This is a genomic window from Paenibacillus sp. FSL R7-0198, assembly GCF_038000415.1.
In the GTDB taxonomy this organism is placed as follows: Bacteria; Bacillota; Bacilli; order Paenibacillales; family Paenibacillaceae; genus Paenibacillus.
This window is the reverse complement of the sequence record NZ_JBBOCB010000001.1, coordinates 6,630,837-6,652,750: the sequence shown is the minus strand read 5'-3', so window position 1 is coordinate 6,652,750 and position 21,914 is coordinate 6,630,837. Positions and strand designations below refer to the sequence as shown.

Here is a 21,914-nt window from a genome sequence, read left to right as displayed (position 1 = left end):
CCTATCACCTCTTCACATGTTCGAACACATCTATATAATCAGGAACAATCCGATCACCATCAATCAGAAGATCACCGATCGTTTCCATAGCTACATCATTAATTTCATCCAGTAGAAGCGTAGGCATCGTTCCATATTGCTCAGCCAGACGCATCAGCTCCGTATCTGGACTTGCGCCAAGTAGAACATGAATCGTTTGCACCTGCTGAGGGGAGAGTTCCTGGGCAAAAAGCAACCATTCTTCATCCAGATCAGCCTCAGTAGACTCGTCCCACTGCAGCCCAATTGATTCTGCTGACACTCCTGTTGTAATCTCTACCACAGATGGAGCTGGCTCCATGGAATCTTCAGTTGGAGTGATCTCATCCCTTGCTTCTAGCGCATCTACTGAAATACTTGCAACATTTGCGTTGTTAACCTCTTCATCCTTCACTTCAGAAGGGTGCTCAGCCTCAATTGTAAGCGCCAATCGCACGTACTCACTTTCCTGCTGTAACGATGCCAGTTTCTCTGAATCGATACGAATCATCGGTTGTTCCACAGACTCCGCCTGTTCGATCGCATATGTTTTGTCCAGGTAACGTTCAATCAGATTTGCAAGTTCGAGTTCAAGAGTCTGTCCTCGCAATCGGCCTCTGAATCCGAGCAGTTCACGAAGTTTATTTTCAGTACATCGATAGATTCGCGTGACCATCTGCACAAATTCAGCCTGTTCACCTATGGGCATATATCTGAACGATACCGATCTTCCATAGATCGAATCATCATAGACTGCTTTGCGAAACAGGATACGCTCCACCGTGCGTTCATCGTTAGGATCACACTCAGGCAACAGTCCAACTAGTCGCGTACGTTCCAGGTACGAATCAACCAAGGCCATGACCCGCGGGATGTACTGCTCCATCACTTCTTTGCCGCCATCTCTATAAAACTTACTGAGTGTAATATCGTAATCATAGTATCTTTGCAGCATATTCAGCGAGATATCCGATACCTTATCCTGTAAAATACGTTGCAGTTCCCTATCCAGCATCTCTGCTGGCAGGTATCCGCCCGAAAGGCCCATAACCTCGGATAAGGACCTCTCCATCTGATGGACCAGCACATAATCGACCATCCACTCTTGCATATATATATTTAATTGGGGCAACCGTTCACGGTAGTTCACCCATAGCTGCTTCAATTGATCATAACCATCCTGAGGATTCTGCCAGCCAATGCCGTTAATTAATTCGTAGATATGAACAAATAGATAGGACAGATCGGTATCCGGGTATCTCCCCTGACGTACTTCCTTCCTCCAATACAAATACCACTTGCGCTGGGCTTCGTTCATCACGCCATACGTTGGCCAGTAACTCATAAAGGGAACCCACGGGGATACATCCCCCTCCATCTCTGCCCACTGTTTTGCTTCCTCTACAAAACGTTTCTCTGAGGACAATATGCCTCCACGATGCTGCATCGGTTCATGTGCAGACTGCACAATGGTTGACCGATCAGGAACCGGAACCGCTGCTGTCTCCGCTTCTTCACTTAGATCTATCTCCATAAATTCCAGTTGTCTTGAATCGTCTTTCATAGAACGTTATCTCACCCTCCTCCAAGACAGAATACGAACAGGTGTATCCATAGGGATCATTATATCACTTGTCCTGTGTCTGCGGTGACGAAATTTAGACATTCTTGAACACAAAAAAAGAAGGCATCGCTGCCCTCTTTTATCAAGTCTATATAACTTCTTCATCCATTGATTAAATCTTGGTCAAAACGAACGTTGCACAGGCGTAATCAACCAACAATTACTCGATTCTTCCCTTCACTTTTCGCTTGAGCCAGCGCGCGACTCGCTTTTTCAATCAGGTCGGACGCATCAGTCCGTTCATCCGGTACCAGCACTGCACCTCCAACACTAACCGTAACGACTCCACTTGGGCCTGATAATTCTCGTTGAATCTGAAGTGCCAGAACATGCTGCCGGATCTCTTCCGCAAGTCCCGCGGCATATTCAGACGTTGTGCTCTTCAATTTCAGCATGAATGTTCCACCCCGAAGACGGGAAATCTGTGCTTCATGTTGTTCGCTAACGACGGTAAGCACTTCACCGATCCATTGCAGACACAAGTCGCCACCTTGAAGACCGTAAGCTGCATTATACGAACGGAAATCATCAATATCTATGATAAGCAATCCCAGCGTGCATTCATTCTGCATACAGTCATCCCAGTCATCCTGAAGCTGCGACTTGAATACCGTCTGAATCGGCATATCCGTTAACGGATCTGTCGTCAGATAGTTCTGAAGCTGGCTCGTCGTTTCAGTGTAATTGTCCTGTTCATGGTGGGACGCGCCGCTGTGCAACAGAACCATCACAGAAGGTTTACCCGCGTGCGTAACAGAAGCAAGTGTAATTTCAAGCAACAATGAGGTACCTGCTGCTGTGGTGAAATAGGACTGGCTGGTAATCAAACTTGTGTTATTGTGCTTTAATTCCTCAAAATTCTGTTGTAACGTCACTCTCGTTTGCTCTGGTACAAACGCCCTGAAGTCCTTGCCCATCAGGTTTTTGGAACTCTCGAACCCGAGCAGCTCGGCAGCCTTCGTATTACAGTAGATAATCTGACCGTCAGTCAAAGTAAAGAATGCTACGGGCGAGTAATCCATTAACTGCAAATAACGCTGTTCATTTTGTCGCAAAATACGAGCATTTTGCAGCGCCTGTTCTTCAGCCTGAACCAACTGGTTTTCTGTCTGCCGACGTACAATGGTTTTGAGTAAAGGTAACACGCTCAGCTCTTTGGATGTCCATGGATACGAAGTTGATTTTACAACCTCACGCCACTTTTCGAATGATTTACGAGGGGACAGACGCATGCCATCATCCGTCTTGAGCACCGCTTTGGCTGGGTCACCCGCCCAATCGACAACCTGGACGACCTCAGGTCGGAACCAGAGCATGTAGTTATGCTGTCCAGGCGAAATGGCAACATAAATAACCCCGGAAGCCTTATCCTGATAAGCTTTGGATGTTTCATACTCTGAACTCAGTTTCGACGTGTAATAACTATAATCCTCGGACTTTCCTGCAAGCCAACCTGCCAGTTCACGAATCTGTCCGCTGTTTGGCGTTTCACCATACAACAACAGCTTGTCCTGGTAACAGATCGCTGCTCCGGCAGCATCCATCAGGTTTAACACCGTCTCTTCTTCTCCCTGTAATTCCTCTAGAACTCGGGCAGGACTTGTATTTCCAATAAAAATGTTGGCAATTCGTGAAGCGGCTTCACGTGATTGAATCTCTGCTTGATAATCATCGAGTTGCTGACGCTGGAACAATTCATTCGAGAAGAATGCGCCCAGAAAATTGCACAGATTCCGTACGCGATGGGGTACATATCTGGCCGAATAATGATGGCATGTGATGAGTCCCCACAGTTGATTGTTATGAATGAGAGAGATCGTTACAGTCGCACCTACACCCATATTATGCAAATATTCGATATGAAGAGGAGATACGCTGCGCAGGACCGAAAGACTCAAATTTAGCGGTTTGCCTGTGAGCGGTTGTAGCATAGGCACAATCTCGACGGGTTTATAATTCACATTCACAATGGTTCGCAACCAATTGCGAAGATACAATTCCCGAGCCTGCTTGGGAATATCCGAAGCCGGATAGTGATGGCCAAGGAATGGTTCGAGTTCTTGTTCACGCGCTTCAGCAATTACTTTACCATTCCATTGCTCGTCAAACTCATAGATCATCACTCGGTCATAACCGAGCATTTCCTTCACCTGTTCAGCCGCAATCTGACTTGCTTCCACGCGACTATCTGTACTTTTAATCCGACCGAAGAATCGGGATATCCACTCAAAGTCGGTAGTCTCCACGCCCTCTTTTTCATAAAAAGGCTCAATCTCCAGAATGAGCAGCCCTTCACTTTCATGAAGAACAGAGGAGAAGACCCGGTCCTCACCGGATACCTTAATGGTCAGATCCATGTAATGCAAATCAGAGGTTACATCCGCATTGAAGCTGCTACCCAACAGTTTGCTTACTTCTTCCTTACCAATCAGATTTTCCAAAGGCATGCCCAGAACATCCTCATAGGCAATACCCAGATGGTCCTCCGTATTTTGACTACACTGAACAATGGTTGGCGTAAGACTGGTATTAATGGCCAAAAGAACACCATGAGGTTGAATAAAGCCGGGGATATGAATGGGTTCTTTATCACAGTTATTCAGATCTATCGGATCATTAGTGTATGTTCCCTGATGAAGCAATGTGCGGTTCAACAAATTTTGTTCTTTCTTGGACTTCGGTTCGGCCATGGCCAGGAAAATCCCCTCTCATGATGTTATATAAGTTGAACTAATGATTATTTACATTGCACTACGATGACAGAATAACCTTCCAATCGCTGTTATCCCCAGATTTTATCGATTCCCTTTTCTAAAGGGAAAAATCCGGTTATAAAGGCGCACGCTTCGCTTTTTCAGGTTTTTTCTGTCCTCTCCGTTAGGTGTAAATGTATAAGTTCAACTTATATAGATACCTTTTAATATATGAAAAAAGTCTGCCCTACAGGCGTTCGGGGTGGTGAACCGGCATGTTACTTGTCCTTGTCCGTATTAATCCACTGATCCAGCAGGCGGAACGTCTCCGATGCACTGTGTACCATGTTGTCATGATCTTCAGGAGTGCTGATGGATTGCTGTAGCAACCCCGTAAACTCGCTCCATCTTGTTCTTGTCTCTGAGCCGTAGGCATTGAAATATTCCAATCCACGATCCGCTTCAATGGGCAGGAACTGCGACAAACGTTTGGTCATGATCTGTCCACCGTTCGTGGACCCCTCAATTACATACAGATATCCGAACAAACGGGCAGGTGTTGAAATATCCGGCAGTTCTTTACAGAGCGGAAGTTGAGTAATCTCTTCTTCACTGGCACCCAGATTTCGTAAATCTTTTTCCAAGAGTCCAGCCTTGCCTCTAATCTCAATATCCAGTCCCGTACTTTCCCAGAAAGGCTGCTGTACAGCCTGATTCTCTAGCGGTTTCAGGAATCCATAAAATTTCTCTAAATATGTTCTATATTCTTCTATAGTCACAGTTTGATTCATAATGGCTTTTGCATAAGGGTTCTGTTCTACTTGTCTGTGGTAATGAGCTGTCTCGCTCTTCAGACGTTCCATAATAGTTGTTGCTGTCATCGTAGTTATCCCCTTTCACAATCTGTTCTGTTGTTGCATATGAGTGCTTATCCTCAATCGAATCTCAGTATATATTGAAATAGAAACCGTGTTTGTTGCAAACAGCTCCATTTAATGCAAAAAAGACTCTATGTAAGTATACTTATTCTTGTTTGAGAAAACTATATGAATCCAACATCTGTACATAGTTAACACTTTTCTTGGTTGTTATCTTAACTGACTGTAATCTGTATGTTTTAGTATTAACCGAAAACCATAAAACTGACCCCTATAATCTGGAAGACAGTAGATTTCAGATGTCAACATGGTACACTGTTTTTATATCCTGTCATTGGAGGAATGCATTCTATGGATCTTACTGTTCAAGACGTTGTACTTCATCTCGTAGATAACATTGCACTGCCGGAAAACACGGTGGATCAGCTCATTACTGGCTCACTTGATCGTAAGGTCACAGGAATTATCATAGCTTTTATGCCCACACAATATGTGATTGAACAAGCCATACAGCAAGGTGCTAACTTAATCATTGCGCATGAATCTCCGTTTTATAACCATCACAGTCATACCGATTGGCTTGCAAATGATTCGGTTTATATGGACAAAAGAAAGTTGATCGACGAAGCAGGCATTTCCATCTATCGATGTCATGATATCATCCACCGCTTCCAACCGGATGGCATTACCGAAGGACTGATTCAGGCCTTGGGGTGGTCCTCTTATGCGGAGCAACGAATACCAGAAGCAGACATCCTTTCTTTTCCGGAAGGAAGCACCGTTGAAGCTATTGCTCACCATGTGAAAAGTTCCCTAGGCATCGATTATGTACGCGTTGCAGGCAATGCCGAAATAGTCTGTAGACGCGCAGCGGTACTGGTAGGATTTCGTGGTAATGGACATGTAACGATTCCCTTGATTCAGAACGAGCAAGTGGACCTCATCATTGCTGGAGAAGGATTCGAATGGGAGACACCGGAATATATCCGTGATGCCGTGCAACAGGGCAAGTCCAAGGCACTGATCATGATGGGGCATGCAGAGAGCGAGGCTTCGGGGATGAAGCTATTAGCTGACAGGTTGGCAGAACGTTTTCCCGAATTGTCTGTTCGTTTTGTAGGCGAGAAGCCTTTGTATACTGTGATCTAATGATATGAATTTGATGTGTACCGAGAGGATCTAGCTGATTGGTTCTAATCTCATTGCCCAGCGTACCCCGGAGCTTGTATACCTTCAACGCTTCGGGGTCGAGTCGGCAGACTCTCTTTTCATTTCTTGGATAGCTAACGAACCTCATACACCCTATGTAGCAAATATTTGCCGATTATCAAAAATAACGAATCGTAGACACCCTATTCCTTCATCCCCTCCTGTTTTATAGCCACTTTCTACCCGACATAGCCCATTTAACGTTGCTGAGATTCCTTAGATTTCTCAATTCAATCGAATCAGTACAATAAGGTGTCACTGGTTCGTTAGATTATGATAAAAATTGAGTACTGAGCACATATGCCACGCATCTCTCTTTATACCCCATCTGGATTTTCGGGGTTCTTTATTGTACTCTAGATGCTGTGACTTCAAAGCTCAGGACATTTGTCCTTGGCGTTCAGAGTTAATTTGTCATTTAATAATAGAAGTCGAAGTGATTAAATAAGGAGCGTACATATGAGAGGAATTATTTTTGCATTACTGGGCGGCGCGTGTATCACGCTCCAAGGTGTTGCCAATACTCGGATTAGCACCGACATGGGCACATGGCAGGCCGCTACGATTACACAACTGACAGGATTCATCTTAGCGGCGCTGATCCTGATGTTTGTTAGAGACACCAACCTTCAAGGACTCAAACAAGTAAAACCTATGTACCTGGCTGGAGGTGCTTTTGGTGCCGTCATTATTTTCAGCGAAGTGACAGCAATTCAGCAAATTGGGGTTACATTCACGATCTCGGCCTTGCTCATTGCACAGCTGTTCCTGACTTTTCTGGTGGATAGCAACGGATGGTTCGGCGTGGTAAAACAAAAGATGAAACTGCCGCAATTTCTAGGCATTGCCTTAATGGTGACTGGTGTCATTATTATGAAACTATAGTTTTTGAAGAAGGATTGGAACATATCGTCGGGGGTGAACAACAGCGTGCAAGAAATCCATAACGAGCAACAATTAATACAATATCTGAAGCAATATGAACTCGAAACTGTATTTCACGAGCCCCTGCGTACACATATGACGTTATGCCACTTTGAGAAGTGTGAACTGATCTGTCGTGAAGGGGAAACTTCCGAATATTTGTACGTGCTAGTCGAAGGTAAAATCAAGATTTTCACCACCTCCGCACAGGACAAAACGCTGGTGCTTTGTTTCAAAACACCGCTTGAAGTTGTCGGTGACATAGAGTATGTCCGTGAAAGCGATATTGTTAATACGGTTCAGGCCGTGTCACCTGTGGTGATGCTTCGCATTCATTATCAATGGCTCGCTGAGCTTGCCAGCGATTATGCACCTTTACTTAAATTTTTGCTCAAAATCATCTCTCACAAATTCTACATTGACTCGAACTTTTCCAATTTCAACCTGATGTATCCCGTTGAGGTTCGTCTAGTCAGCTACCTGCTCTCCATCTCAACAGAAGAAGCGGGTAACGTCGTTCATGAAGAGCTGGATGCGTTCAATCTGACCGACATCGCGAATCTGATCGGCACCAGTTACCGACACCTGAACCGGGTCATCCAGAAGCTCTGTGCAGACGGGTTAATTGAACGACATCAGGGATTGATTATGATCAAGGACCGGGCGGGTCTACGTGAAATAGCAGGTCACAACATTTATGAATAAGGAGTTCGACAACCATGTTAATCACAGGTATTTCGCTTGCGCTACTGGCAGGTGCACTTGTCAGTCTGCAAACGATTTTTAATAGCAAAGTTAATGAACGCACCGGTTCATGGTCCACAACAACGATGGTGCTTTTCACCGGATTCATTGCTTCGTTCCTCATCTCTCTGCTAGTGGAGGGCAAAAATACATTCAGCTTTCAGCATATGCAACCCTGGTATTGGCTCAGTGGAGCCATCGGCGTTGGTGTAGTCTTCTGTCTCGTGCAAGGCATGAAGTTACTTGGTCCCACGTATGCCATCTCGATCGTGCTGACATCCCAACTGAGTTTTGCTCTATTGTTTGATTCCATGGGATGGCTCGGTCTGGAGCAAATTCCTTTTTCATGGAATCAGCTGCTCGGTGTACTTGTCATTGTTGGTGGAATTGTGTTATTCAAGTTCGGTGGGGGTAAATCGGAAAAATCAGAGCAGTCCCCTGGAACGTTGCAGTCTGACTCATAAAAGAACAAAAAAAGAGTGTCCGTCCAATCCCGCAGATTGGTCAGACACTCTTTTTATGCAATCAAACCACGTATCGCCTCGTTCTCTTACACGAACTCTACGTTATGGTAGACATGAAAAAATCTTATTCTTGAATTGTTGTAACTATGCCTTCTTCAAAATATACGTATCGATAGTTTGAATACACCCATTGTTCATGAACTCCAAACTCATAAGTTGTTTTGTTAATCTGGTCAGGTCCACCCCAACTAGACTCTCGCACTTCAGAAGCTGTCATTCCAATAGCTGGAGGAACCTTCGAAAATATCTTCTCGTACTCAGCTTTATGTCTAACCATGTCTCGTTCAGCTTCAATCCATTTATCTTTGGTTTGAATTTTCAATTTTGTTTTTAAAAATAAGTCTGAATACTTTCCAACATAGGCAACAGGTATGCTCTCTAAATAATGCATCATCATATCAGAATCGCCTTCCTTACGGGACAACTGAGACTCAGCAAAATAATAAAGCATCTTGCTCTCAACATTATAATCAATTTTGCTAACCAAAAGACGAGCGATTTCATTGTAGTCTTTATTACTCATTGCTTCTTTGAGCTTATCCTCTTCTGATACTCGTTTATATATTTTGTCCAATTCTTTTTGTTTCTGTTCTCCTTCCTCCCTCTTCTTAGCATAGAATGCCTTATAATACTCGTTTTTCTCATGATCTAGTTCTTCTTTGAATACTGTTATTTCATCTTTTAACTTACCATTGTATGTATCTAAATCTATTAAGTTCAATTTCATTACTATTGGCTCATATGATATCTTTCCAGAAGCCTTTTCATTTTCGTAGTCATTTTTAGCATCAACATAAGCAAATATTTCTTGATAATTTTCAATATCCTTGAAATCTGGTTTTGCTAAGTTCAACTTAGCCTCTCCCCATTTTTCAGAACTTATTAAACTTAATATTGTTTCTTTTTCTATTGTTAATTTGTCTGTTGTTTCTTTCTCCATTGTTACATTTACTGTTGTTTCTTTTTCCTCAATAGATTGAACATTGTTACACCCCACAACGAATATAATCAAACAAATTAAAGATAAAACTACAGTAATACTCCGTTTCAACTAACACACCCCTGCTCCTATAGTATTTTTGGTTATATGTGCTATATTCTAGTACATTTCTTAAATTGCATCAATAAGGATATATCTTCTATTTCAACAACTGAAAATTCATTACATAAATAATTCAGAAATACCCTATTGTTATTTCTATATCCTTTTATAGTGGGGATACTGTGGTCCTTGATCTCCTAATCAAAAAGAAACTCTTTGTAAACATCTTCAAATAACATAAAAAACTCACTCCTTATATGGATTTTCCCATAAAAAAGTGAGTTTTAATACTGCCCTTAGACATCATAGATAGGAAAACGTATATCATCATAAAAATCACCAAGCGCTAACAGGTATACCCTCGCTGAGCTATAAAAATAATGAATTCTTAATATTTGTCCTACCCTGACAAGGCTACAATTATGCAATCAAACCACGTATCGCCTCGTTCTCTTACACGAACTCTACGTTATGGTAAACCTGTTGAACATCTTCAAGGTCCTCAAGCGCATCGATCAGTTTCTCGAACTGAGCTTGTGCATCCTCTGGAAGTTCAATATGGTTTTGCGCAAGCATCGTCAGCTCGGCTACCGTGAACTCAGTAATACCAGCAGCTTTGAATGCTTCTTGTACAGCGTGGAATTGATCCGGTTCTGCATATACAATTACAGCATCGTCTTCGTCCACGATATCACGTACATCCACATCTGCTTCAAGCAAAAGTTCCAGTACTTCCTCGGAGTTTTTGCCTTCTATACCAATAACCGCTGTTGGATCAAACATGTAAGCAACAGAACCGCTGACACCCATGTTACCAGCGTTTTTGTTAAACGCAGAGCGCACTTCCGGCGCTGTACGATTTACATTGTTAGTGAGTGCATCAACGATGACCATCGCACCATTCGGTCCGAAGCCTTCATAACGCAGCTCTTCATAGTTCTCATCCCCGCTGCCTTTAGCTTTTTCCATCGCACGATCAATAATGGCTTTGGGTACATTATACGTTTTGGCACGTTCCAGCACGACTTTCAGTGCACGGTTCGCTTCCGGGTCCGGTTCGCCCTTCTTGGCAGCTACATAGATCTCAACCCCGAATTTAGCGTAGACCCGGCTCGTGTTTGCATCTTTTGAAGCTTTCTTTTCCTTGATATTATTCCACTTACGACCCATATCGTTTCCGCTCACTTTCAACATGTAATCTGCTTTCTACTATGCCATTATATCTTGTTGAGCGTACTTCAACAAGTTAATACCCACGAAAATATGGGAGTAACTGCGGTGATTATCCCTCTCCATTTGAAGATTAGCCTCAGTTTATCCTCTCATAAATCTCTCAGCAGCAACTAACGTTACCTCTATTCACTCCATATATAACAAACAAGAAGCACCCCATAAGGAATGCTTCCGTCCTTAAATCTGTCCTAACTTCGTTCATCTGACCCGGTCAATTAAGCGTGGAATTGTCGACCATCCAACACTTCAGGAACATAGCCTGCACGAATGACAAAGTCTCCGAAATGTTCACCTTCATAGCGCTCTTTGGCATATTGGTTCACCATTGGAGTCAACGTGTCCAGAATCTCGGCTTCCCCAATGTTTTCTTTGTACAGCTTGTTCAGACGATGTCCGGTGAAGCTGCCACCAAGATACATATTGTATTTCCCTGGTGCTTTACCGATAAATGAAATCTCCGCCAGCATTGGTCTTGCACATCCGTTCGGGCAACCCGTCATCCGAATGACAATCTCTTCGTCTCTCAGCCCGGCTTCGTCAAGTACAGGCTCCAGTTTGTCGATCAGAGACGGCAAGTAACGTTCCGACTCAGCCATCGCAAGACCGCAGGTTGGAAGGGCAACACAAGCCATGGAACTTCTACGCAGCGCAGAGTAATGTGCTCCATCAGTCAGGTTATACTGCTGAATAAGTGCTTCAATCTTTTTCTTCTTCTGGCTGCTGATATTACCTATGATCAGATTTTGATTGGCAGTCAGACGGAAATCACCCGTATGCACTTTGGCAATTTCACGTAGACCCGTCATGAGCGGATAGCCGTCTACATCTTTTACCCGGCCATTCTGAATGAACAGCGTGTAGTGCCATCTGCCATTATTACCTTTTACCCAACCATATCGATCTCCGTTTGTCTCGAAATGATACGGACGTGCCGCATCCAGTTTCCATCCCAGACGGGTGGTCAGCTCTTCGACAAACCACTCCACACCACGATCATCCAGCGTATATTTGAAACGAGCATGTTTACGAACTGCACGATCTCCATAGTCACGTTGAATCATAACTGTTTTCTCTGCAACATCAATCATTTGCTCCGGCGTACAGAAACCAATGACTTTGGACACCTGAGGATAGGTTTTGGCGTCACCATGAGACATTCCCATGCCGCCGCCAACGGAAACGTTGAAGCCTTGCAGTTTACCGTTCTCCACAATAGCAATAAAGCCAAGATCCTGTGAATAGACATCCACATCATTGGAAGGCGGTACAGCAATACCGATCTTGAACTTCCGTGGCAAATACACTTTGCCATAGATTGGTTCAACTTCTTCGTCGGAGTCCTGAGAATCAATCACTTTCTCGCCGTCCAGCCATAGCTCATGATAAGCCCGCGTACGAGGGTCCAGATGATTGCTCACCTGACATGCCCACTCATACACTTCAGCATGCACATCAGATTGATTCGGATTCGGGTTACACATCACGTTACGGTTTACGTCACCACATGCAGCCAGTGTGCTTAGCAACGAATCGTTCACTTCGCGAATGGTGTTCTTAAGATCCCACTTCAGTACACCATGCAGTTGGAAAGACTGACGTGTGGTCAGACGAATCGTCTCATTTGCATATTTATGTGCCACTCTGTCCATCATCAACCACTGCTCCGGGGTTACAATCCCACCGGAAGCACGCACACGCAACATGAATTGGTATGCAGGCTCCAGCTTGGATTTGTGACGCTCATTGCGCAGGTCACGGTCATCCTGCATATAACTGCCGTGGTGTTTCATCAGACGGTTGTCGTCCTCTGGAATAGCCCCCGTGATACGATCGGCCAACGTTTCGGTCAGACTTCCGCGCAAGTAATCACTTTTGATCTTTATATCTTCCACATCACTATTCGTGCGCTGTGGGTTAAGTAAGTTATTATAAACCATGCTGCTTTCTCCTCTCGTCTCTGCGGGATGGTGCAATCCGGCTGAGCCGGTTATTAATAGACGTCCCGCTGATAACGTTTCTCCTGCTGCAACCGTGTCAGATATTCCGATGCCTGCTCAGGCGATAAACCGCCTTCTTGTTCAAGAATCGTGGTGAGCGCAGCATGCACATCATGTGCCATTTTTTTCTCGTCGCCACAGATATATACGCTTGCACCTTCCTGAAGCCATTGGTACAGTTCTTTGCTGTGTTCCAGCATACGATGTTGTACATACACTTTCTGTTCCGTATCACGTGAGAAGGCTACATCCATCTTCGTGAGTACACCATCTTTGAGCCAACGTTGCCATTCCGTCTGGTACAAGAAATCGGTGGAGAAATGCTGATCTCCGTAGAACAGCCATGTCTTGCCCTCTGCTCCTGTTTCTTCACGCTCACCAAGGAAAGATCTGAATGGCGCTACACCTGTACCTGGGCCAACCATGATAATCGGTGTATCCGGATTCTCAGGAAGCTTGAAATTCGGGTTATGCTGTATATATACAGGCAGGGTGTCCCCAGCTTCGATTCGTTCAGCCAGATGTACCGAGCATACACCGTAACGTTCTCTGCCACGCGCTTCATAACGTACCGTACGAACGGTAAGATGAACTTCATCCGGGAAAGACTTCGAACTACTCGCTATCGAATACAGACGTGCCGGAATTTTGCGAAGAACAGCTACGAATTCTGCAGCAGGAATACCTTTCAGATTATAATCCTGAACCAGATCAAGCAGATCACAGCTATTCATGACTGTACGGAATTCGGAATCATCTGCAAGTAACGCCGTCAGTCCACTCCCAGGATTCAGTTTCGCAAGTTGTTCTACCACCGGTTTCGTCACCGCTGTAATTTCAAAATAACGCAGCAACGCTTCGTGCACAGATGCCTGATCCCCGTTTTTATTTACGGTCACGCGTTCATCGGCATTCCATCCCATGGCTGCAATCAATTCATCAACAAGGCGCGGGTGATTCTCAGGGAATACCCCAAGGCTGTCACCAGGCTCGTAATCCAGGCTGGAGCCTTCCAAAGACAACTCAATATGGCGTGTTTCACGGTCCGATCCTCTGCCATTCAGATTGAGATTCTCCAACACTTCAGCCTTGAATGGGTTCGTGCGATCATATTCGGACTCCCCGCCGCTCAGTGCAGCTGTAACAGCCTCAGTGGTTACCGTGCTCGCAGCAGCAGATGTACTGCTTAAGGAAGCCAGTACTTCATTCATCCACTCCGCAGCCGGTTCATCAAAATCAACATCACAGTCCACACGCGGTACAAGAGCTGTACCACCCAATTCCTGCAATCGTTTATCGAAGTCCTTACCTGTCTGACAAAAGAACTCATAGGAGGTATCTCCTAGAGCCAACACCGAGTAACGAAGCCCTTCAAGCTTCGGAGCCCGTTTGCTGTTCAGGAATTCATGCAATGGAATCGCATTATCCGGTGGTTCGCCCTCGCCATGCGTACTGACGATGATGAGGAGATTTTCAATTTTCTTGAGTCCGTTCGGTTTGAAATCTCCCATCGATGACAACGTTACCTGAAGACCCTGCTCTTCAAGTTTCTTGGCCAGCTTCTTCGATAGGCCGCTGGAATTCCCGGTTTGTGAACCAAAAAGCACGGTAACTTCACGGGATACGGGCGGAGCACTCACAGGTGCAATACCTGTAGTTGGTGCAGCCTGTACCAGGTTAGCTGGAGCCGCTATTGTTGCGCTTGCCTGAATTGCTGCAATATATCCGCTCAACCAAGTGCGTTGTCCATCGGTCAATGTAGGAATAAGACGATTAAGCAGTTCAACTTGTTCTTGATTAAATGGGCTGTTTGTCACTTGAAGTTCCACTGTTTGCCACCTCGCGCATTGCTTCGATTTTAATTCCGACTAAAATCATCACATTAATTTAATTTCTTCTCTCTAAAACCTAACACACCGGGTGTTGAGGGTCAATTTCAATGATTTTATAGCATTTATCAGTTTCGCTGATAAAGGACAAAAAACAACAAAAACCCTCCTTTTCAAATTAAGGACGGTTTTGTTTTATTTTTAATTTGGCGGCCAGCTCAAGTTGAAGTTGAAAGTGGAATATAGTCACTAAAATGATCTCCTAGGACTCTGCTTTTATCTCCGTATACTCTGTCCAAGTGATTCTCTCCCCACAGACATATGCGGTCAATGATGTCCTGTAGTGTCAAGCCGTACTCTGTCAGCTCATACTCTACCTTGGGCGGAATCTGAGGATGAATGATCCGATGGATGATTTCATTCTTTTCCAGTTCACGCAGCTGTTGGGTTAGGACCTTCTGGGTAATGCCAGGAATGGCTCTGCGAAGTTCGCTTGTTCGTTTTTTACCTGATATCAGCTGATGCAGAATAAGAATCCTCCATTTTCCACCGACCAGTTCCAGCATCGCCTGCACACCACTCTCATATTTTTTCATTTCTTGTTCCACTTGTACTCCCCCATAATTCACATATATGTTTATCCGTTATTAAAAGTAACCGAAGAACCCCAAAGTATCTACAGCACTCTCAGGTGCGTACTTCTCAAGGAGATGTCATGAAACTTATAATAACATTGGTCAGAATGTTTAACCAAAATAAAAAGAAAAAAGGATGGTTACTCCTACATGAAAGTTAAACTGGTCGTTACTCACCCAAGACAAGATTCCCTAACATTTGCCGTAATGAATCGTTTTATAGAAGGTATGCAGGAGAATTCCCATGAAATCGATATCCTCGATCTGTATCATGACGGATTCGATCCCCTATATCGTGTAGAAGATGAGCGAGACTGGCAAAATCCCGATAAACAGCATGCCCCTGTGATTCGCAAAGAGCTGGATCGTGTGCTTGCGGCTGATGCCATTGTATTTGTTTTCCCGATCTGGTGGTACAACGTTCCCTCCATGCTCAAAGCTTATCTGGACAAGGTATGGAACATGGGCCTGCTGAACAAGGCAAACTCCAAAAAGGCACTGTGGATTGCACTAGCTGGAGGAACGGAGGCTTCATTCCATAAATACGACTATTACAACATGATTTCCAATTATCTGAATAATGGGATCGCGGGTTATGCAAGAATGCAGGAATCCCGAGTTGAATTCCTCTATGAAACCATATCAGAATCCAAAGAACATATTGAAGGCTTGTTGGAGCAAGCGTATCAAATCGGCAAACATTACAATTAACAATTCGCAGAAATTACAGATAACATTCGCACACATTACAGATAACAACTGCAAAACGATATCAATCTACTCGTTCGTTGTGTAAATGACTTTTCGCTCCTTGCTGGCATACAATCAAGAAGGCTTACTCCAACCTGGGTTCCAGGTCAAAGTAAGCCTTCTTTTTCACACGCTACGATTCTGGTGTATCATCATTTCTTCCATACCAGTTTGCTCATCATCGCATATAACAACGTAGCCGATTCGGCTCGGGTTGCTTCGGCAAGTGGTTTCACCTCACCGTTGTACCCGTGGGCGATGCCCAGATCCACAAGTAATGCTACACTATCCCGGGCATAAGAGCGAATCTCGGAAGCATCACGGAAACGAGTAAGGTTATCTGTTCCAGCCTTCTCGGAGTCAACCAGTCCAGCCGCTGCAAGTGCACGAACTGTCAATGTCATCATCTCTTGACGAGTGATCGTCGACTCTGGCAAAAAGCGCCCGTCACCGGTACCACTGGTGATACCTAGCGAACGCGCAGCTGTAACAGCTTCGTAATATGGAGCCTTTTCGTTTACATCAGAGAACGCATTCCCGGAAGAAGCATTCAAGCCCAGCGCAGTCATCAACCACTGCATGTATTGGCCACGGGTCATCTCCTGTTTTGGATGTAACTGCGCGGAATCCCCACTTGCCTCAGCATCAATTACACCTCGGACAGCCAAAGCCTCCATTGCTTTCTTGGCCCACTGCACTTCTGCAAGATCTGCGAATGTCTGCTCCACAGACACAACAGCATAATTTCCTGTGAGTGATGTTACGGAAAATACAAGCTTCCCGCTTTTTTGATCGTAGTAACTTTGCGGCAATGGTGTTGCCACACCGTTCGCACCAATGGCAAATGCTACAATCCGATCCTGCTGAGCATTTTGTGATGATTGGAATGGCAGACGAAGTGTTAACTGGCTTTCCGATGGCCATGGTTGACCATCCAATTGAAGTTCAAGCTGGACTCCATATTGCGTGCCAAGCTGATCTGCGACTGTTTTTGGTAACTCCGTTCTGACCAATCGGATTGATGCAACCCCATCACGAACGACATCCTTCGTTAACAGTGTCGCAGGAAGCTCCAACATCCCCAGCTCTGTAACAATGTTGAACACATGTGACTCACCCTGATCTATTAACGCAGAGGCAGGCAGAGATACTTCATATGCCGTTGCTCCCGAAACTGGCTTCAGCCGAAGTTCAACCAATCGCTGACCCGCATCTGTTGAGGGTGCAACTTGAAAAGCCTCTTTAATCGTTGAAACATCCACGTTGGACTGCACTACACCCTTCTGTTCAGACTGTCCCTGCAACTCCAGAACTGAACGGTCTTTCTCAGGTTTAGGCTGTGGTGCAGCATTCTCTGCACTTGGACTTCCACTTCCTGATTGTCCGCCATGGTCGCCTGAACCAGAACCATTTCCTGAATTCCCACCGGAATTGCCGCCTGGATTACCGCCCGAACCAGGGTCCGTACCTCCAGGGGAAGGAACAGATGCGAGCACCTTCACCGTCAACGGTACAGTCAGGGCTCTGCTGTCGTCAGAAGTTCGAGTAATTTCCAACTCCAATGTTACTGTTGTTTCCTTAGATGGTGGGATAATCGTTCCATCGGTTTGAATGACGGACGGTACCGAACTGGAAGCGATCTTCACCGTGAACCCTTGTGGCACGGATGGTAACTTCAGTTTTTTTGCACCTGCGGAAGGCTGTTCCAGTGCCGTAATCCCTGTTGCTACATCGGCAGCGCTCTGCTGAGCCGTGTGCACCTGATAAGCGGAAGATACACCTCTCAAGGATTGTCCCGTCGCATCAAAAGCTTCCACTTTGTAATAATATTCCGTGCCGGGGTTCAGTTCACTGTCCGTGTACTCCCGTCCATTGCCGCTGTAGACCACCTTATACTCTCCTTGCTCACGATCTGAGCGGTAGAGCTTGTAGCTTGCTGCACCAAGATGAGCATCCCACTGAAGCGTTGCGCTCGCTGAATCGAACGTCTCAGCATGAAGGCCAGCACTATCATTTGCAGGTGGCGCGGCGTCAGGTTTAACGATCATAATCCAGCTAATCATCGGGTCCTGCGATGCCGTATTACGCACGGTCAACTCCAGTTTGTTGTCCGACACGCTGATGCCTTTGTGGGCTCTAACGCTGGCAGGTGTAAAAGTAACTGCACCAGTATTGGTTCCATTGATGATGAAATTTGCTCTGCGCGATGCATTGGTCCACGGATCGTTGAATCCGGCGTACACATCGTATGTCCCGTTTGGCACATCAAATCTATAGGTTAAGTCCGTGCCTTTAGGTGAATTGCTGACATTGCCACCGTTCAGATAACGTACGGTCGAGAATATATCTCCGCCATTCGAACCGGATGACAGTGCATCTGCGCTGGTATACCCCCAATTGCGACCCTCCACAGGAGCGTACATCTGGTCCGCCGTTCCCGGGTTGGCAAGTGTTCCTTTCATATAGGCACCCATGAGACTATAATCAGCCGTTTCGTAACCTCCGCTATTCACGAAATAGAGTGTGTTTTCCGGGATGACGTTTACGCGAACTGCCTGCTTTTTGTTGTTATATTCCGGTGTGGTTACCTGTAATGTGAGCGGTCCTGGCTTGGCAAAATCTTCTGCCGTCATGGCCCGGTTATCAATCGTCCATACTGCTGGCGTTGATACCAGTGCTACACCCTCGCGCACATTCAATGTTGATGGCAAGGATGGTACTATGCCTAGCGCCACGGCTTCTGGTAACGGATCAGCGATATCAACTTTGCCCATCGAATTCAGCAGATCAGGTGTCCAGCTGTTATACCACTTGATCGCGATATCCGAGCCTATTCCAAACTCAATTGGCAAGAACACGTATTTTGCAGCATCATTCGAGAAGTTGCCACCATTCCACGTATCCCCCACGTAAATGAATTTGCCTTTTTCCGGATCGACCGGAATGACGGAAGTGGTCTGTGTGCCAAATGCCTTGCCTGGATCGGGATCACTCGGCAACGTACGCACAAACGGATTGGTCTGCGTTGACCACGGGCCAAAGATGTTGTCCGCAACCGTCACTTTGTTTTCGTTAGGGGCCCAGCCAGAAGCTCCGGAAGTCAAAATATAATATTTCCCCTGATACTTAAACATCGCCGGTGCTTCGCGTTGCCCTCCCGGGAACACACGCACGTAATCTACGCCGTATTCCGCCTGATAGGTAGAATCTCGTACCGGATTGCCTTTGTCATCCGTTCGTCCTTCCTTATGCCACCCTGTTACGTCACTGTAGTCTTCATTCAGTTTGGAGATATAAAGCGTCAGGTTTTCTTCGCTGGAGTAGATCAGATAACCGGTGCCGTCATCATCCTTGAACAACGTCATGTCACGTGCCATACCCTTATCACTTGGAAAGTAATCTTTCTCCCCTTCCGGGGCTCTGTCCATCCGGTAACTCTTCTGATACACAAAAGGTCCTGTTGGAGAGTCGCTGATCGCATAACCGGCTCTCGCCTTACCGTAGTTCGCATTATCGTTATAAGGGTCCTTGTCGCCATCCATGTGGGCCCACATCACGTATTTCTTCGTTTTGTCGTTGTAGATGACCTTTGGTCGTTCAATGATCCGTCCTTTGCGAATATCTGCCCAGATATCCACCTTGTCTTCCCGTCCTGCATACAATTCGGAAATCAGTGGGTCATTGTCAAAATCATCCATCGATTGAAGCGTCGTCAGAGCCATGCCCTCGTCAGTCCAGTTCATCAGATCCTTCGATGAATACACACGCACACCAACAGCTGGCCAGCCGCCCTTATGATATTCGCCATACCAGTAATAGGTCTCCGTCTGTTCATCATAGAAAAAGCCAGCCCCATGCGCATCAATCGGCTTCCCGTCCAGATCTGGCCACAATTGCCCTGGTGTAATGCTTGTGCGAACTGTGGCAACACCCAGCGGTGTGGATGCTGGAGAAGTTACGCCGTCCACGGTCGCCTGAAGGATGTAAAAATATCCTGTGCCCATCGTCAGACCACTATCGTTAAACGTGCTTTCATTGCCGCTATAGACCTGCTGATACGTACCCGTAGCACTGGTAGACCTGGAGAGCGTATACGTTACATCAGATCCAGCAAGGGCATTCCACCCCAGAGAGATTGAAGTATCCGTCACAGCTGTGGCAGCAAACTCTGCAGGAGAGTCAATGGAGTACGTAGTAGCTTCTGCAACGGAGAATGCTGACTCACCAGCTGCATTAAAGGCCGTCACACGATAGCTGTAGCTGGTGCCCGGCTCAAGTGCAATATCCGTGAATATGAGCCCTTTCCCTTCGTATATCTGCTCATACTGGTCACTGCCAGCTTCGGCTCGAACCACGCGATAACCCGTTGACTTGTCCACGGCGGACCAAGATAGCTTCACGCTCGTTGCGTTGAGTGCTTCGGCCTTTAATTCGCCAGGAGCCTGTGGTGCCGCCGCAGTCGTCCGAACTTCCAGCGGAGCAGTCCATAATGATTCGGATAGGCCTCCGTATTCATAAGCCAGCTTGTAATAATACACCGTATCCCCGCTTAATCCTTCATCCGTGTGTCCCAAATTCCCGGTATTGGTTACCAGAGAATAACCGCCTTCAGGCGTAGAGGAACGGTACAAGCGGTAGGTTGATGCACCCGCGATTTCAGACCATTGCAATGAAACCGAAGACGCCGTCTGCTCAGCGATGGAGAGCTGAACATCGTTCCCAAGCGGTGGCTCGGAAATGATCACGTCATCTGCATGTACCGACTGCCACTTATTCCGAATGCCCACGGTACCTGACCCGTATGTAGGATCGACCAGATCAAATACCAACCGATCGGAGCCGTTTTCCACGATATACCCGCGAATGGTGGTACCTGATAACACCACTTTGAGCGTGTACCACGTATTTTTGGCAAACGCATAATCCACCGTTTTCAGAGGTGTGTCTGATCCGTTTACCCGTTTGGAGAATACGAGTTTATTATTGGGGACCTGCATTTGAAAATAGTAAAAGTTGCTCTTATCCTGAAACCGTGGCAATATTCCCGGATACCCCTGACCGGCTCCCGTGTAAAAGCGCATGGACACGGTCATGTCCGACATGGAGTCCCCAGTAGAGATGATGCCTTCATTGGTATCGCTCTGGAAAAGCGTAGAGTTGGACGCATCTGTCGGGTCAGAAATTACTTCCCAGTTGCCTGAACTTACGTTCCACGCAGGTGATTCCGTGTAATTCCCATCCGAAAAATCGTCCTGCAACAACGTGGCGGGTATCCTGCTCAGATCAGCATACGCCTTACTCGGCAGCATCAACGGTCCCGAAGACAGCGCAAGTGTTGCAGATAACATAAATATCATGGGTTTCCTGAGTTTATCCAATGTTCATTCTCTCCTTTGGCGTGAAAGATGAAAGCATGGTTCTTGATCGCGCGGTGTTGTTGTTCAGCCTATCCTCAGCAACCAGTGGTCAGTAACGAGCGTTTGTCCACCTCCTTATTTTAATGAAATCGGTTTCATTGGAGCGCAAAAAAAGACCCGTCTTCCCTTCTAAGTGCAATGATACCCATACGGAATACCGTTTCTTACTTGCCCCTATGTAGTGAAACAGGTTTTTAATATATAAATGTAATCGCTTTCTTGGATTATATTATTGCCTTATTCCAGCTGTCAACTGTGAATTGGGCTCAAACATCTTTCGTTAAAACCACGCAAAAAAGGCGCGAGTTCTGCCTGTTTTGCAAGCAAAATTCGCGCCTTTTCTCACGCTTCGAGCTTATTCGCAAGCTCGAAGCGTGATTCGTAATCAAAAGCGGAC

At 45.8% G+C, this 21,914-nt stretch carries 14 protein-coding genes; 5 read left to right on the top strand and 9 right to left on the bottom strand.

Annotated features, from left to right (window positions below):
- Positions 1 to 4: 4 nt before the first annotated feature.
- The 3 genes from MKY87_RS29300 to MKY87_RS29290 all read right to left on the bottom strand — a co-directional run bounded on the left by MKY87_RS29300 (position 5) and on the right by MKY87_RS29290 (position 5,216).
- Positions 5 to 1,582: a TerB N-terminal domain-containing protein gene (locus MKY87_RS29300; RefSeq protein ID WP_340967303.1), complete on the bottom strand. Its 1,578-nt coding sequence runs from the start codon at positions 1,580 to 1,582 to the stop codon at positions 5 to 7.
- A 209-nt stretch (positions 1,583 to 1,791) separates the two neighbouring features.
- On the bottom strand, positions 1,792 to 4,332 hold the full coding sequence (locus tag MKY87_RS29295) for a diguanylate cyclase domain-containing protein (RefSeq protein WP_340967300.1): 2,541 nt from the start codon (positions 4,330 to 4,332) through the stop codon (positions 1,792 to 1,794).
- A 281-nt stretch (positions 4,333 to 4,613) separates the two neighbouring features.
- The gene (locus MKY87_RS29290) at positions 4,614 to 5,216 is read right to left on the bottom strand and encodes a biliverdin-producing heme oxygenase (protein WP_340967298.1); all 603 of its coding nucleotides are present in this window, start codon (positions 5,214 to 5,216) and stop codon (positions 4,614 to 4,616) included.
- A gap of 348 nt (positions 5,217 to 5,564) precedes the next feature.
- Between MKY87_RS29290 and MKY87_RS29285 the strand changes: the two genes are divergently transcribed.
- From MKY87_RS29285 to MKY87_RS29270, 4 genes are all read left to right on the top strand, one after another.
- Entirely contained in the window at positions 5,565 to 6,362 is a 798-nt protein-coding gene (locus tag MKY87_RS29285; RefSeq protein ID WP_340967296.1) for a Nif3-like dinuclear metal center hexameric protein, read from the top strand.
- A gap of 519 nt (positions 6,363 to 6,881) precedes the next feature.
- Positions 6,882 to 7,307 (top strand): DMT family transporter, encoded by a 426-nt coding sequence (locus tag MKY87_RS29280; protein ID WP_036608521.1) that lies wholly within the window; start codon positions 6,882 to 6,884, stop codon positions 7,305 to 7,307.
- A gap of 45 nt (positions 7,308 to 7,352) precedes the next feature.
- Positions 7,353 to 8,051 (top strand): Crp/Fnr family transcriptional regulator, encoded by a 699-nt coding sequence (locus MKY87_RS29275; protein WP_340967577.1) that lies wholly within the window; start codon positions 7,353 to 7,355, stop codon positions 8,049 to 8,051.
- Positions 8,052 to 8,065: 14 nt separating this feature from the next.
- A complete protein-coding gene (locus MKY87_RS29270; RefSeq protein ID WP_062834134.1) occupies positions 8,066 to 8,554 on the top strand; it encodes a DMT family transporter in 489 nt (162 codons plus the stop codon).
- Positions 8,555 to 8,678: 124 nt separating this feature from the next.
- On the opposite strand, the gene MKY87_RS29265 is transcribed toward MKY87_RS29270, so the two are convergent.
- From MKY87_RS29265 to MKY87_RS29245, 5 genes are all read right to left on the bottom strand, one after another.
- The gene (locus tag MKY87_RS29265; RefSeq protein ID WP_340967294.1) at positions 8,679 to 9,665 is read right to left on the bottom strand and encodes a hypothetical protein; all 987 of its coding nucleotides are present in this window, start codon (positions 9,663 to 9,665) and stop codon (positions 8,679 to 8,681) included.
- Positions 9,666 to 10,109: 444 nt separating this feature from the next.
- Positions 10,110 to 10,826 (bottom strand): YebC/PmpR family DNA-binding transcriptional regulator, encoded by a 717-nt coding sequence (locus tag MKY87_RS29260; protein WP_036608916.1) that lies wholly within the window; start codon positions 10,824 to 10,826, stop codon positions 10,110 to 10,112.
- Between the two features lie 278 nt (positions 10,827 to 11,104).
- Positions 11,105 to 12,826: an assimilatory sulfite reductase (NADPH) hemoprotein subunit gene (gene cysI, locus MKY87_RS29255; RefSeq protein WP_338594332.1), complete on the bottom strand. Its 1,722-nt coding sequence runs from the start codon at positions 12,824 to 12,826 to the stop codon at positions 11,105 to 11,107.
- A gap of 53 nt (positions 12,827 to 12,879) precedes the next feature.
- Entirely contained in the window at positions 12,880 to 14,715 is a 1,836-nt protein-coding gene (locus MKY87_RS29250; RefSeq protein WP_340967291.1) for an assimilatory sulfite reductase (NADPH) flavoprotein subunit, read from the bottom strand.
- Between the two features lie 218 nt (positions 14,716 to 14,933).
- Positions 14,934 to 15,323, bottom strand: a complete 390-nt coding sequence (locus MKY87_RS29245) for a winged helix-turn-helix transcriptional regulator (protein WP_280523071.1) — start codon at positions 15,321 to 15,323, stop codon at positions 14,934 to 14,936.
- A 177-nt stretch (positions 15,324 to 15,500) separates the two neighbouring features.
- Between MKY87_RS29245 and MKY87_RS29240 the strand changes: the two genes are divergently transcribed.
- Positions 15,501 to 16,061, top strand: a complete 561-nt coding sequence (locus MKY87_RS29240; protein ID WP_036608534.1) for an NAD(P)H oxidoreductase — start codon at positions 15,501 to 15,503, stop codon at positions 16,059 to 16,061.
- A gap of 191 nt (positions 16,062 to 16,252) precedes the next feature.
- On the opposite strand, the gene MKY87_RS29235 is transcribed toward MKY87_RS29240, so the two are convergent.
- Positions 16,253 to 21,448: an S-layer homology domain-containing protein gene (locus tag MKY87_RS29235; protein ID WP_340967288.1), complete on the bottom strand. Its 5,196-nt coding sequence runs from the start codon at positions 21,446 to 21,448 to the stop codon at positions 16,253 to 16,255.
- Positions 21,449 to 21,914 lie beyond the last annotated feature (466 nt).